Origin of the sequence: Lentzea sp. NPDC042327 (assembly GCF_040647275.1) — a bacterium.
GTDB lineage: Bacteria > Actinomycetota > Actinomycetes > Mycobacteriales > Pseudonocardiaceae > Lentzea.
In genome coordinates this window covers 300,974-314,948 of sequence record NZ_JBEZBX010000006.1, presented here as the reverse complement: position 1 = coordinate 314,948, position 13,975 = coordinate 300,974, and the positions used below count along the sequence as shown (strand labels likewise).

General features: G+C 71.0%; 9 protein-coding genes and 1 pseudogene. 9 read left to right on the top strand and 1 reads right to left on the bottom strand.

What is annotated here, in order from left to right; translation table 11 throughout:
- Positions 1-191 precede the first annotated feature (191 nt).
- From AB0A63_RS18300 to AB0A63_RS18275, 6 genes and pseudogenes are all read left to right on the top strand, one after another.
- Positions 192-1,789 (top strand): annotated as a pseudogene (locus tag AB0A63_RS18300) (acyclic terpene utilization AtuA family protein).
- A complete protein-coding gene (locus AB0A63_RS18295) occupies positions 1,786-2,898 on the top strand; it encodes an acyl-CoA dehydrogenase family protein (protein ID WP_360392279.1) in 1,113 nt (370 codons plus the stop codon). The pseudogene AB0A63_RS18300 and the gene AB0A63_RS18295 overlap by 4 nt, the downstream one beginning before the upstream one ends.
- The gene (locus tag AB0A63_RS18290; RefSeq protein ID WP_360392276.1) at positions 2,898-4,448 is read left to right on the top strand and encodes an acyl-CoA carboxylase subunit beta; all 1,551 of its coding nucleotides are present in this window, start codon (positions 2,898-2,900) and stop codon (positions 4,446-4,448) included. Before AB0A63_RS18295 ends, AB0A63_RS18290 begins: the two co-directional genes overlap by 1 nt.
- An 8-nt stretch (positions 4,449-4,456) precedes the next feature.
- Positions 4,457-6,289: a biotin carboxylase N-terminal domain-containing protein gene (locus tag AB0A63_RS18285; protein WP_360392274.1), complete on the top strand. Its 1,833-nt coding sequence runs from the start codon at positions 4,457-4,459 to the stop codon at positions 6,287-6,289.
- Positions 6,286-7,425: an acyl-CoA dehydrogenase family protein gene (locus AB0A63_RS18280; protein WP_360392271.1), complete on the top strand. Its 1,140-nt coding sequence runs from the start codon at positions 6,286-6,288 to the stop codon at positions 7,423-7,425. Before AB0A63_RS18285 ends, AB0A63_RS18280 begins: the two co-directional genes overlap by 4 nt.
- A gap of 14 nt (positions 7,426-7,439) precedes the next feature.
- Positions 7,440-8,267: an alpha/beta hydrolase gene (locus AB0A63_RS18275; protein WP_360392268.1), complete on the top strand. Its 828-nt coding sequence runs from the start codon at positions 7,440-7,442 to the stop codon at positions 8,265-8,267.
- Here the strand turns inward: AB0A63_RS18275 and AB0A63_RS18270 are convergent.
- Positions 8,195-9,112 carry a hypothetical protein gene (locus tag AB0A63_RS18270; protein WP_360392265.1) on the bottom strand — a complete coding sequence of 306 codons (918 nt, stop codon included), beginning with the start codon at positions 9,110-9,112 and terminating at the stop codon, positions 8,195-8,197. The genes AB0A63_RS18275 and AB0A63_RS18270 overlap by 73 nt on opposite strands.
- A 275-nt stretch (positions 9,113-9,387) precedes the next feature.
- Here AB0A63_RS18270 and AB0A63_RS18265 point away from each other — a divergent pair, with 275 nt between their 5' ends.
- From AB0A63_RS18265 to aspS, 3 genes are all read left to right on the top strand, one after another.
- Positions 9,388-10,461: a S8 family peptidase gene (locus tag AB0A63_RS18265; RefSeq protein ID WP_360392262.1), complete on the top strand. Its 1,074-nt coding sequence runs from the start codon at positions 9,388-9,390 to the stop codon at positions 10,459-10,461.
- 110 nt (positions 10,462-10,571) lie between these two features.
- Positions 10,572-11,750 carry a S8 family peptidase gene (locus AB0A63_RS18260; RefSeq protein WP_360392260.1) on the top strand — a complete coding sequence of 393 codons (1,179 nt, stop codon included), beginning with the start codon at positions 10,572-10,574 and terminating at the stop codon, positions 11,748-11,750.
- Positions 11,751-12,065: 315 nt separating this feature from the next.
- Entirely contained in the window at positions 12,066-13,841 is a 1,776-nt protein-coding gene (gene aspS / locus AB0A63_RS18255; RefSeq protein WP_360392259.1) for an aspartate--tRNA ligase, read from the top strand.
- Positions 13,842-13,975 lie beyond the last annotated feature (134 nt).

Here is a 13,975-nt window from a genome sequence, read left to right as displayed (position 1 = left end):
GCTGGGACGCGAGCGGGGATGGAGAACGCGGGCAGGTTGGCGGGTTCTGCGAACGCGGACAGGCGCGGGGCTGTGGGGCGTGTGGACGTGTGCGGGTCGGTGAGACCGGCGGGCGCGCACGGGCGCAGGTCGCACGATCTCGGCAACGCGAGCGGGCTCGGCAACGTGAGCGGGCTCGGCAACGCGCGCGGATGCGGCAACACAAGGCGGCGCGGCAACGCACAAAGTCAAGCCCCCCAGGCGGCCACCCGGTGATCCGCATCGGCAACGCCTCCGGTTTCTACGGTGACCGCCTGTCCGCGGTCCGCGAACAGCTGGAAGGCGGTCACCTCGACGTCCTGACTGGCGACTACCTCGCCGAGCTCACCATGCTGATCCTCGGCCGCGACCGCGTGAAGAACGCGGAGCTGGGCTACGCCAAGACGTTCCTGCGGCAGATGGAGGACTGCCTGGCGCTCGCCCTCGACCGGGGCGTCAAGGTCGTCACCAACGCCGGCGGGCTCAACCCGGAAAGCTTGGCGCGCAAGCTCAAGAACCTCGCACCGGACACCATGGTCGGGTACGTCACCGGCGACGACCTCAAGGACCGGTTCCCGGAGGCGTTGACCGCCAACGCCTACCTGGGTGCCTGGGAGATCGCCGACTGCTTGACGCAGGGTGCGCAGGTCGTGGTCACCGGCCGGGTCACGGACGCGAGCCTCGTCGTGGGGCCGGCCGCGGCGCACTTCGGGTGGGGGCGCGGCGACTGGGACCGGCTCGCCGGCGCCACCGTCGCCGGGCACGTGCTGGAGTGCGGCACGCAGGCCACCGGCGGCAACTACTCGTTCTTCACCGAGATCGACGCGACGCACCCCGGCTTTCCCATCGCCGAGGTGCGCGAGGACGGCAGCAGCCTGATCACCAAGCACGACGGCACGGGCGGTGCGGTCACCGTGGACACCGTCACGGCCCAGCTGCTCTACGAGATCGGCGCGCCGCAGTACCTCGGGCCGGACGTCACCACGCACTTCGACACCGTCCGGCTCCAGGAAACCCCGCGCGGTGTCGAGATCAGCGGCACCAGGGGCAGCCCTCCGCCGGACACGCTCAAGGTGTGCCTCAACACGCTCGGCGGGTTCCGCAACGGCACCACGTTCGTCCTCACCGGACTCGACGTCGAGCAGAAGGCGGAGCTGGTCAGGGAACAGCTGCACCGGCGGATCGGCGAGCAGGACCTCACCTGGACGCTGGCCAGGACCGACCGGCCCGACGCCGCCACCGAGGAGCAGGCCAGCGCGCTCCTGCACGTCGTGGTCAAGACCGCGGACCCGAAGCGGGCCAAGGCGTTCAGCCGGGCGGCGGTCGAGCTCGCGCTGGGCAGCTACCCCGGCTTCCACGTCACGGCGCCGCCGAGCGACGGCACGCCGTTCGGCGTCTACCGGGCCGCGTACGTGCACCGCGGCGAGGTCAGCCCGAAGGCGGTGATCCTGTGAAACGGCCACTGGGCACCATCGCCGGCGCCCGCAGCGGAGACAAGGGCGGCGACGCCAACATCGGTGTGTGGGTGCGCACGGAAGCGCAGTACGCGTGGCTGGCGGAAACGCTCACCGCGGACCGGCTCAAGGAGCTGCTGCCCGAGGCCGGTGCGGTCACGCGGTACGAGCTGGCGAACCTCAAGGCGCTCAACTTCGTGCTGCACGGCCTGCTCGGCGAGGGCGTGGCCAGCGGCACCCGGTTCGACCCGCAGGCCAAGGCCCTGGGCGAGTGGTTGCGCAGCAGGGAAGTCGAGATCCCGGAGGAGCTCCTGTGATCACGAAGGACCTGTACGAGCGGAAGGAGCTCAGGGAGCTCGTCCGCGACTTCACGCGCAAGGAGGTCGTGCCGCACCTCGACCGGTGGGAGCGCGACGGCGAGGTCCCGCGCGAGCTGCACCGCAAGGCGGCGGAGCTCGGCCTGCTCGGCATCGGGTTCGAGCACGGCGACCTGCTCGACTCGGTCGTGCTCACCGAGGAGATCATCCAGAACGGCGGCTCCTCGGGGTTGATGGCGGCGTTGTTCACGCTCGGCATCGCGATCCCGCACATCTGGCAGTCGCGCAACGAAGACCTGATCGAACGGTTCGCGCGGCCCGCCATCCGCGGCGAGAAGATCGGCAGCCTCGCCGTCACCGAACCCAGCGCCGGGTCGGACGTCGCCGCGATCACGACCCGCGCGGTCAGGGACGGTGACCACTACGTCGTCAACGGCGCCAAGACGTTCATCACCTCCGGGTGCCGCGCGGACTTCGTCACGACCGCCGTGCGCACCGGCGGCGAGGGCTACCAGGGCATCTCGCTGCTCGTGGTCGAGGACGGGTTCACCCGCCGCAGGCTCGACAAGATGGGCTGGCACTGCAGCGACACCGCCGAGCTGCACTTCGACGACGTGCGGGTACCGGTGGCGAACCTGGTCGGCGAGGAGAACCAGGGGTTCGCGCTGATCATGCAGCAGTTCCAGGTCGAACGCGTCACCATGGCGGTCGAGGCCTACGCCACGGCCCAGCGCGCCCTCGACCTCACCGTCGAATGGGTGCGCAACCGCACGACGTTCGGCAAACCGCTCATCAAGAACCAGGTGGTGCGGCACAAGCTCGCCCACATGGCGCAGGAGGTCGAGCTGGCGCGGACCTACACGCGCGAGGTCGCGGCCAGGGTCGACCGCGGCGAGGACTGCGTCACCGAGGTCTGCTTCGCGAAGAACGCCGCCGTCGACGCGTGCGCCGAGGTCGTCGACGAGGCCGTGCAGCTGCACGGCGGCATGGGCTACATGCGGGAGTCCGAAGTGGAGCGCCACTACCGGGACGCCCGCATCCTCGGCATCGGGGGAGGTGCGAGCGAGGTGATGACCGAGCTCGCGGCACGACGATTGGGGTTCGCCTGATGGGCAACAGGGAGGCGCTGCTCGCGAAGATCGCGCAGCTGGACGCCGAGCACGCCAAAGCGCTCGCCGGAGGTGGGCCGAAGTACGTCGAACGGCACCACCGGCGCGGCAAGCTCCTCGCACGCGAACGCGTCGAGCTGCTCCTCGACGAGGACAGCCCGTTCCTGGAGCTGTCACCGCTCGCGGCCTGGGGCACCGACTTCCCCGTCGGCGCGTCCGTGGTCACCGGCATCGGCCGGGTCGAGGGCGTCGAGTGCGTGGTCGTCGCCAACGACCCGACCGTGCGCGGCGGGTCCAGCAACCCGTACACGTTGCGCAAGAGCCTGCGGGCCAACGACATCGCACTGCAGAACCGGCTGCCGGTGGTCAGCCTCGTCGAGTCCGGCGGTGCCGACCTGCCGACGCAGAGCGAGATCTTCATCCCCGGCGGCCGGGCGTTCCGCGACCTCACCCGGCTGAGCGCGGCCGGAGTTCCCACGATCACCGCGGTCTTCGGCAACGCCACGGCCGGCGGCGCGTACGTGCCGGGCCTGTCCGACTACGTGATCATGGTCAAGGACCGCTCCAAGGTGTTCCTCGGCGGCCCGCCGCTGGTCAAGATGGCCACCGGGGAGGACGCGGACGACGAGTCGCTCGGCGGCGCCACCATGCACGGCACCACGTCCGGGCTCGCCGACTTCGTGGCAGAGGACGAGGTCGACGCGATCCGCCTCGCCCGCCGCGTCGTCGCCCGCCTCAACTGGCGCAAGCAGGGACCGGAACCGGCCGCCGTCGTCGAACCCCTGTACGACGCCGACAGCATCCTCGACCTCGTCTCCGAGGACCAGCGCGTCCCGTTCGACCCGCGCGAGGTCATCGCCCGGCTCGTCGACGGCTCGCAGTTCGACGAGTTCAAACCGCTGTACGGCACCAGCCTCGTCACCGGCTGGGCGCGCGTGCACGGCTACCCGGTCGGCATCCTCGCCAACGCCCGCGGCGTGCTCTTCAGCGAGGAGTCGCAGAAAGCCACCCAGTTCATCCAGCTCGCCAACCAGAGCGACACGCCGCTGGTCTTCCTGCAGAACACCACGGGCTACATGGTCGGCGCCCAGTACGAGCAGGGCGGCATCGTCAAGCACGGCTCGATGATGATCAACGCGGTGTCCAACAGCCGGGTCCCGCACCTCACCATCACCATGGGCGCCAGCTACGGCGCGGGCAACTACGGCATGTGCGGCCGCGCCTACGACCCGCGGTTCCTGTTCACCTGGCCCAACGCCAAGTCCGCCGTCATGGGCCCCGCCCAGCTCGCCGGCGTGCTGTCGATCGTGGGACGGCAGGCCGCGATCGCGAAGGGCCAGGAGTACGACGAGGAGCACGACGCCGCCATGCGCACCATGGTGGAAGCGCAGATCGAGGAGCAGTCCCTCGCACCGTTCCTGTCCGGCAAGCTCTACGACGACGGCGTGATCGACCCGCGCGACACCAGGACCGTGCTCGGCATCTGCCTCTCCGCTGTCCACAGCGGACCGATCAGGGGCGCCGACGGCTTCGGCGTCTTCCGGATGTGATGACCCCAGTGATCAAGACGCTCCTCATCGCCAACCGCGGCGAGATCGCCCGCCGCATCATCCGGACCTGCCGCGCCCACGGCATCCGCACCGTCGCGGTGTTCTCCGACCCCGACGCCGGCGCACCGCACGTGCGGGAGGCCGACCTCGCGGTCAACCTGCCCGGCGCGGCACCCGCCGACACCTACCTGCGGGCCGGCCTGCTCGTCGAGGCCGCGCTGAAGGCGGGCGCCGACGCCGTCCACCCCGGCTACGGCTTCCTCAGCGAGAACGCCGGCTTCGCACGCGAGGTCCAGCGGGCCGGCCTCACCTGGGTGGGCCCGGCACCGGACGCCATCGAGGCCATGGGCTCGAAGGTCGCCGCGAAGAAGCGCATGGCGGCCGCGGGCGTGCCCACGCTGCCCGAGCTCGACCCGGACACCGTCACCGAGTTCCCGGTGCTCATCAAGGCCTCGGCCGGCGGCGGCGGGCGCGGCATGCGGGTCGTGCGCGGGAAAGCGGAGCTCGCGGACGCGCTCGCCAGTGCGCGCCGCGAGGCCGAGTCGGCGTTCGGCGACCCCACCGTGTTCTGCGAGCCGCTGCTCGAACACGCGCGCCACGTCGAGGTGCAGGTCCTCGCCGACACCCACGGCACCGTGTGGGCGCTCGGGGAACGCGAGTGCTCCATCCAGCGCCGCCACCAGAAGATCGTCGAGGAGTCCCCGAGCCCCGCGGTCGGCGACGACGTCCGCGAACGCCTGTTCGCCGCCGCCGTGGCCGCCGCCGAGTCGATCGGCTACGTCGGCGCGGGCACCGTCGAGTTCATGCTGAAGGGCACCGACTTCCACTTCCTGGAGGTCAACACCCGGTTGCAGGTCGAGCACCCCGTCACCGAGCTGGTGCACGGCGTCGACCTGGTCGAGTGGCAGCTGCGCATCGCCGAGGGCGACCGGCTGCCCGAGCAGGCACCACCGCCGCGGGGGCACGCCATCGAGGTCCGCCTCTACGCCGAGGACCCCGCGCACGACTGGCGCCCCGCCAGCGGCACGCTGCACCGCTTCACCGTGCCCGGCGACGTCCGGCTCGACAGCGGCGTCGAGGACGGGTCGGTCGTCTCCGTGCACTACGACCCCATGCTGGCCAAGGTGATCGCGCACGCACCGACCCGCGCGGCCGCCGCCCGCAAGCTCGCGGCGGCGCTGGAGAACGCGCAGGTCCACGGCCTGGTCACGAACCGCGCGCTGCTCGTGAACGTCCTGCGGCACGACGCGTTCCTCGACGGCGACACGCACACCGGGTTCCTCACCGAGCACGACCTCACCAGAACCGTCGACCCGCACCCGTTCGCGCTCGCGGCGGCACTGGCGGGCGCGGCCACCCGCCGGATCGGCGCGCTGCCGCTGGGCTGGCGCAACGTTCGCTCGCAGCAGCCGAAGGCGAGGTTCCTCTTCGGCGACGAGCAGATCGAGGTCGAGTACGACCCGGCGCAGGCCACCGCGGACACCGTCATCCTCGACCTCGACGGCGTGCGCGTCCCGTTCCACGTCGCCCGGTACGGCGACACCGTCGAGGTCGACTCGCCGCGCGGGTCGGTGTCGCTGCGGGTCGTGCCGCGCTTCCCCGAACCCGAGACCGGGGTGGCCCCCGGTGCGACGGTCGCGCCGATGCCCGGCACGGTCGTCCGGGTGTCGGTGCGCCAGGGCGACCACGTGGCCGCGGGACAGGAGCTCCTGGTGCTGGAAGCCATGAAGATGGAACACCGGGTGCTCGCCGGCACCGCGGGCACCGTCACCGAACTCCTCGTCGAACGGGCGCAGCAGGTCAACGCCGGAGACGTCCTGGCCGTAGTGGAGGAACAGTGAGCTTCGTCGAGTCGCAGGAGCGGACCGCGCTGCGCAGGGCGGTCGCCGAGCTGGGCGGCAAGTACGGCACCGAGTACTTCGTCGCCAAGGCCCGCGCGGGGGAGAAGACCACCGAGCTGTGGCAGGAGGCAGGCAAGCTCGGCTACCTCGGCGTGGCCGTGCCCGAGGAGTACGGCGGCGGTGGCGGTGGCATCGGCGACCTCGCCGCGGTGTGCGAGGAGCTGGCCGCCGCCGGGTGCCCGTTGCTGCTCATGGTGGTCTCGCCGGCGATCTGCGCCACGGTGATCGCCCGGTTCGGCACCGATGAGCAGAAGGCCAAGTGGCTGCCCGGTTTCGCCGACGGCACGCTCAAGATGGCGTTCGCCATCACCGAACCCGACGCCGGGTCGAACGCGCACAAGCTGAAGACGAACGTCCGCCGCGACGGCGACGAGTGGGTCCTCAACGGCAGCAAGACCTACATCTCCGGCATCGACGAGGTCGACGCCGTCCTCGTGGTCTCCATCCAGGCCACCGGACCGGTGCTCGTGGTGGTGCCGGTGACCGCGGAGGGCTTCACCCACCACGAGATCGAGATGGACCTGCTGTCACCGGAGAAGCAGTTCACCCTCTTCTTCGACGACGTCCGGCTGCCCGCGGACGCCGTCGTCGGCGCACCCGACCAGGGCCTGCTCCAGGTCTTCGCCGGGCTCAACCCCGAACGGATCATGGGCGCGAGCATGGCCACCGGCTCGGCCCGGCTCGCCATGCGCAAAGCCGTCACCTACGCCCGCCAGCGCCAGGTGTGGGAGACGCCGATCGGCGCGCACCAGGGCCTCTCCCACCCGCTCGCGAAGATCCACATCGAGATCGAGCTGGCCCGGCTCATGACCCAGAAGGCCGCCGCGCTCTACGACAGCGGCCACGACCGGGAGGCCGGTGAGGCCGCGAACATGGCCAAGTACGCGGCGGGCGAAGCCGTGGCGGCAGCGGTGGACCAGGCGATCCAGACCCACGGTGGCAACGGCCTGACCGCCGAGTTCGGCCTCGCGTCGATGCTCGGCATGTCACGGCTCTCGCGGATCGCGCCGGTGTCGCGGGAGATGATCCTCAACTTCGTCGCGCAGAACTCGCTCAAGCTCCCGCGCTCCTACTGACAGACTGCGCCGTCATGGGGACCTTCACGACTTCAGACGGCATCACGCTCGCGTACCACCCGGCAGGCGGCACCGACCCGCTGGTCTGCCTGCCGGGTGGGCCGATGCAGCACTCCTCCTACCTCGGCGACCTCGGCGGGCTGCCGAACACGCTCGTCCTCGACCTGCGCGGCACCGGCGACTCGCAGGCCGCGCCCCCGCAGACCTACCGCGCCGACCGCCAGGTCGACGACGTGGAGGCGCTGCGCCGCCACCTCGGCCTCGACCGGCTCCGCCTGCTCGGCCACTCCGCGGGCGGCACCCTCGCGGTCCTCTACGCGCAGCGCTACCCGAGGCACGTCAAGCAGCTCGTCCTCGTCGCACCCAGCCCGCGGGTCGTCGGGCTCGACGTCACCGACGCCGACCGCCGCGAGGTCGCCGAGCAGCGCAGCGCGGAACCCTGGTTCGCCGAGGCGTTCGCCGCGTTCGAGGACATCTGGGCCGGCCGGCCGACGGCCGAGAACTTCGCGAAGATCGCGCCGTTCCACTACGGCCGCTGGGACGACGAGGCACGCGCGCTCGACGCCCACCCGAGCAACGACGAGGGTGCCGCGCAGTTCTACGCCGAGGGCGCCCTCGACCCCGAGCAGACCCGCAAGGCGCTCGCAACCCTCGACGTGCCAACGCTCCTCATCGCCGGCGAGTACGACGTCGCACTGCCACCGAAGTGCGCGCGCGCGTACGCGGACCTGTTCCCCAACGCCGAGCTGGTCGTGCAGCCCGGCGCCGGTCACTTCCCGTTCGCCGACGACCCCGCGGCGTTCTCCTCGGCCGTCACCGGCGCGGTCCAGCGCATCCCGTAGAGACCGGGCCCGAAGTCGAGCGCGGCGGCGTGCGCGTAGCCCCAGGCGTCCACCGGGGCCGGGCGCACGCCGCCGGACAATTCCACGCCCGCCGGACCCGACGCGAACTGTTCGCACACGGCGGGTGTCGCACCGACCGGGAATTTGATCTCCAGCACGTAGTCGTGCACCCGTTCGGCGAACCGCCGGAAATGCGTGTGCTCGGCCGTCGGACGTGGATAGACCAATTCGTACTCGATCGCGATGGACTCGTCGGCGCACAGCGGTTCGGGGAACAACAGCTCCGCGACGAGCACGCCGCTCGTGCGTTCCCGCGCGGTCCGCCCGACCCGGCACGACCGGATCGCGGTCAGCGCCGGCTGCGCCGAACCCGTCTCCTGGCACAGCACCCACCGGTCCACGCCGGCCTTCGTCGCCTGCATGACCTGCCGGGACCGCACCCCGCGCACCCCGCCGCACGGCGCGACGTCGACCCGGTCCTGCTGCGCGGTCAGCACCAGCCCCGACCCGTCCCAGGCCGCCCGCGGCGACACCTCCCGCCTGCGCGAACGACCCCGCGGCCGGGGCGGGCCCAGCAGCCGTGAGAGCGCTGTCCTGGGCAGCCCCAGCACGTCCTCCAGGTGCGCCAGCGCCCTCAGCGACTCCGGTCGCTCCGGCCGGCGGCGCCCCGACTGCCAGTAGCTCAGCGCCGTCACGCTGATCGGCGCGCCGCGCACCCGCAACCGGTGCTGCAGGCGTTCGAGGCTGAGTCCCCGCACCTGGATCGCGACCCTCAGCGCGTCCGCGAACGGACCCGTCACCAACAGGTCGGCGAGCTCCTCGCGCGGTGGGTAGATCGTGAGCATCACCCCTCCGTTCCCGGAGTCAAGCACGAGAGGTTATCGGCAGCAAAGGGCGCGCGGTACAGCCGATCGGCGGTTTTGCGGCCGATGGAAACTCGGCAAGTTCAGATCTCGGGCCTATTTCGCCGCCAATGGTCCCGGTCGGGTTCCGCACACCCCTGCGACGGACACGACGACCAGCTGAGTGCTGGTCCGGCACGTGCTGCCCCGGCCCGTTCCCGAGCCGTTCCCCGTTCTCCGCCCAGAAGAGAATCCCTGCTCCGAAAGGAAAACCGACTGTGAGAGCCCTGCTGGCAGTCGCCGCACTCACCGCCTCGGTCGTGGTCGTCCCGGCGGCCGCGGCCACCTCCTCCTACATCGTGGTGCTGAAGGACGGCGCCGTGTCCTCGTTCGCGGGCGAGGTGCAGCACCGGTACACCAGCGTCTTCACCGGGTACAGCGCCCGGCTGACCGCGCGGCAGCTGCGCGCGGTGCAGGCCGACCCGAACGTGTCCCACGTGGAGCGCGACGGACTGGTGCACGCCAACACCACCCAGCTCAACCCGCCGTGGGGCCTGGACCGCATCGACCAGCGGGCCCTGCCGCTCGACCAGCGCTACGAGTACACCAGCACCGGTGCGGGCGTGAACATCTACGTGATCGACACCGGCCTGCGGGTGACGCACACCGACTTCGGCGGGCGGGCGCGCAACGGCTGGGACACCGTCGACAACGACGCGGTCGCCCAGGACGACAACGGTCACGGCACGCACGTCGCCGGCATCGCCGCCGGCACGAAGCACGGCGTGGCCAAGCGCGCCACCGTGTGGGGCGTGCGGGTGCTCAACGGGTCGGGCTCCGGCACGATCTCCGGCGTGATCGCGGGCGTGGACTGGGTGACCCGCAACGCCGTGAAGCCGGCGGTGGCGAACATGTCGTTGGGCGGGAGCGCTTCCACGGCGCTCGACGACGCGGTGCGGCGTGCGATCGCGTCCGGTGTCTCGTTCACGGTCGCGGCCGGCGGCAGCAACACCGACCCGGCCAACTCCTCGCCGCAGCGCGTGTCCCAGGCGATCTGCGTGGGCGCGCTGACGCAGAACGACACCAGGTCCTCCTCGTCGAACTACGGTCCGCTCGTCGACATCTGGGCGGCGGGTGTGAGCGTCCCGTCGGCGTGGAACTCCAGTGACACGGCGACGAACACCCTGTCCGGCTCGTCGATGGCGGCACCGCACGCGGCCGGTGTGGCGGCGCGGTACCTGGAGCTCAACCGCGCGGCGACGCCCGCGCAGGTGGAGAGCGCGCTGGTTACCACGGGCACCCCGGGAACGCCACCCGTCACTCGTATCCTTTACTGGCCGCCGACGCTGTGAAGCGTGAATTGTTGGGCGGCACAAGGCCGTCTTAATCCATAGGACACCCTTGGCAGGGACCGGATCTCTCCCTAGCGTCGAAAGCGCTTCGTTCCCCTGCAAAGAACGGAATGCACATCATGACGCGAAAGATCCGGTTCCTGGCCGGTGCCGGCGCGGCGACGCTCGCCATGTCGGTCCTCATGGTTCCCAACGCCTCCGCCGCCGAGGGCGAGGTCCTCTCCCTCAACGCTCCCGAGAAGATCGCGGGCAGCTTCATCGTGAAGTTCAAGGAGGGCAAGGGCAACTCGCACGCGCTGGCGTCGCGGTTCGGTGCCAAGGTCGAGCGCGACTACACGAGCTTCGGCGGCTTCAACGTGAAGCTGACCGAGAAGCAGGCCAAGCGCCTGGCCGCCGACCCGACGGTCGAGTTCGTCGAGGCCGACCAGGTCATCCACACGCAGGCGACGCAGACGAACCCGCCGTCGTGGGGCTTGGACCGCATCGACCAGCGCAACCTGCCGCTGGACTCGTCCTACAGCTACACCTCGACCGGATCGGGCGTCACCGCGTACGTCATCGACACCGGCGTGCGCATCAGCCACTCCACCTTCGGCGGCCGCGCCTCGAACGGCCGTGACTTCGTCGAGAACGACAACGTCGCGCAGGACGGCAACGGCCACGGCACGCACGTCGCCGGCACCATCGCGGGCTCGCAGTACGGCGTCGCGAAGAACGCGAGGATCGTCGCCGTCCGCGTGCTCGACAACAACGGCTCCGGCACCCTCGCCGGTGTCGCCGCGGGCATCGACTGGGTCGGCGCCAACGCCGTCAAGCCCGCCGTGGCGAACATGTCGCTCGGTGGCGGTGCCAACGCCACCCTCGACGCCGCCACGCGCAACGCCATCGCCAAGGGCGTGACCTTCGCGGTCGCGGCCGGCAACTCCAACGCCAACGCGTCCGGCTTCTCCCCGGCCCGCGTGAGCGAGGCGATCACCGTCGGCGCCACCGAGCGCAACGACGCCCGCGCGTCGTACTCGAACTACGGTTCGCTGCTCGACATCTTCGCGCCGGGCTCGGCCATCACCTCGGCCTGGAACACCTCCGACAGCGCCACCAACACCATCTCGGGCACCTCGATGGCCACCCCGCACGTCGCGGGCGCCGCTGCCAGGTACCTGTCCACCAACCCGTCGGCCACGCCCGCCCAGGTCGCCTCGTACCTGGTCGCGCAGTCGACGCCGTCCAAGGTGACCAACCCGGGTTCGGGCTCGCCGAACCGCCTGCTGTACCTCGCGCCGAGCGCGTGAACCGGGTCCGGCCGGTGAGCCGGGCCGCGTGAACTGAGCTGTGAGGGAAGGGCCGCGACACAGGTCGCGGCCCTTTTCGGCTGCACAGGAGGGTTTTTCCCGGCCGCGGCCGAGTCACCCGCTCACCCCCTGCTGCTGATGCCGGTGGAGCGACGGCGTCAGCGCGTGCAGCAGGGCGGGCGCGGCCGGAACGCGGCCGGCGAAGATCAGCGCCGCGGGTGGACGGGCGCAGGCGCACGACCTGCGTGAAAATCTGTCGGTGCGGCCAGCTAGCCTTGACGGAAAAGCTGACTTCGTCTACAAGGAGCCACCACCGTGTTGCGCACGCACGAGGCCGGATCACTCCGGGCCGAGCACGCCGGGCAGTCCGTCACCCTCACCGGGTGGGTCGCTCGCCGGCGGGACCACGGCGGTGTCATCTTCATCGACCTCCGCGACGCCAGCGGGGTCGCCCAGGTCGTGTTCCGCGAGGGCGAGATGGCCGAGCGCGCGCACCGGCTGCGCAGCGAGTACGTCATCAAGGTCACCGGCGACGTGAGCAAGCGGCCCGACGGCAGCGAGAACCCCGAGCTGCCCACCGGTGCCATCGAGGTCTACGTGAGCGACCTCGAGGTCCTCAACGAGGCCGCGCCGCTGCCGTTCCAGGTCGAGAGCGACGTGGAGCCGGGCGAGGAGGCCCGCCTCAAGCACCGCTACCTCGACCTGCGCCGGTCCACCCCGGCCAAGTCCATCCGGCTGCGCAGCGAGGTCAGCCGCATCGCCCGCGAGGTGCTGCACGGCGAGAAGTTCGTCGAGGTCGAGACGCCGACCCTGACCCGCAGCACGCCCGAGGGCGCGCGCGACTTCCTGGTGCCCGCGCGGCTGCGACCGGGCAGCTGGTACGCGCTGCCGCAGTCGCCGCAGCTGTTCAAGCAGCTGCTCATGGTCGGCGGCCTGGAGCGCTACTACCAGATCGCCCGCTGCTACCGGGACGAGGACTTCCGCGCCGACCGGCAGCCGGAGTTCACCCAGCTCGACATCGAGATGAGCTTCGTCGAGCAGAACGACGTCATCGCGCTCACCGAGAAGCTGCTGGCCGCGATCTGGAAGGAGACCAAGGACGTCGAGCTGCCGCTGCCGTTCCGCCGGATCTCCTACGCCGAGGCCATGGCGAAGTACGGCTCGGACAAGCCCGACCTGCGCTTCGAGCTGGAGCTGACCGAGCTCACCGAGTACTTCAAGGACACGACGTTCCGCGTGTTCCAGGCGCCGTACGTGGGTGCCGTGGTCATGCCCGGTGGTGCCTCGCAGCCGCGCCGCACGCTCGACGGCTGGCAGGAGTTCGCCAAGCAGCGCGGCCACAAGGGGCTCGCGTACGTGCTGGTCGGCGAGGACGGCACGCTGGGAGGGCCGGTCGCGAAGAACCTGACCGACACCGAGCGCGACGGCCTGGCCAAGGCCGTGGGCGCCAACCCCGGCGACTGCATCTTCTTCGCCGCCGGTGAGGCCCGCGACGCCCGCGCCCTGCTCGGTGCCGCGCGTGTCGAGATCGCCACCCGCGTCGGCCTGATCGACGAGAACGCCTGGGCGTTCGCCTGGGTCGTCGACTTCCCGATGTTCGAGGCCGTCGACAAGCTGGAGGCCGGCGACGTCGCGGTCGGCGGCGGCAAGTGGACCGCGTTGCACCACGCGTTCACCTCGCCGACCCCGGAGTGGATCGACAACTTCGAGACCGACCCGGGCAACGCGCTGGCCTACGCCTACGACGTGATCCTCAACGGCAACGAGCTCGGTGGCGGCTCGATCCGTATCCACCGCGCCGACGTGCAGCAGCGGGCGTTCAACGTGATGGGCATCGGTGCCGAGGAGGCGCAGGAGAAGTTCGGCTTCCTGCTCGACGCGTTCAAGTACGGCGCCCCGCCCCACGGCGGCATCGCGCTCGGCTGGGACCGCCTCTGCATGCTGCTCGCGGGCGTCGACTCGATCCGCGAGGTCATCGCGTTCCCGAAGTCCGGCGGCGGTTTCGACCCGCTGACCGCGGCTCCGGCGCCGATCACCGCGCAGCAGCGCAAGGAAGCCGGCGTGGACGCGAAGCCCGACCAGAAGAGCTGAGCGGGATCGATTCCGCAGGAAGATCGTCCGGGAGGGCAACCTCCCGGACGATCACGCGCGTTTCCCACAACATGGGACCGGATCGCCTGAACGAGCGGCTACTTGATCGGTATTGACGCGACCGGCTCGAACGA

Excerpts from the sequence above, each read along its gene's own strand:
- AB0A63_RS18290 (WP_360392276.1), top strand. The coding sequence starts at position 2,898 with ATGGGCAACAGGGAGGCGCTGCTCGCGAAGATCGCGCAGCTGGACGCC.
- AB0A63_RS18275 (WP_360392268.1), top strand. The coding sequence starts at position 7,440 with ATGGGGACCTTCACGACTTCAGACGGCATCACGCTCGCGTACCACCCG.
- AB0A63_RS18270 (WP_360392265.1), bottom strand. The coding sequence starts at position 9,112 with ATGCTCACGATCTACCCACCGCGCGAGGAGCTCGCCGACCTGTTGGTG.
- AB0A63_RS18260 (WP_360392260.1), top strand. The coding sequence starts at position 10,572 with ATGCACATCATGACGCGAAAGATCCGGTTCCTGGCCGGTGCCGGCGCG.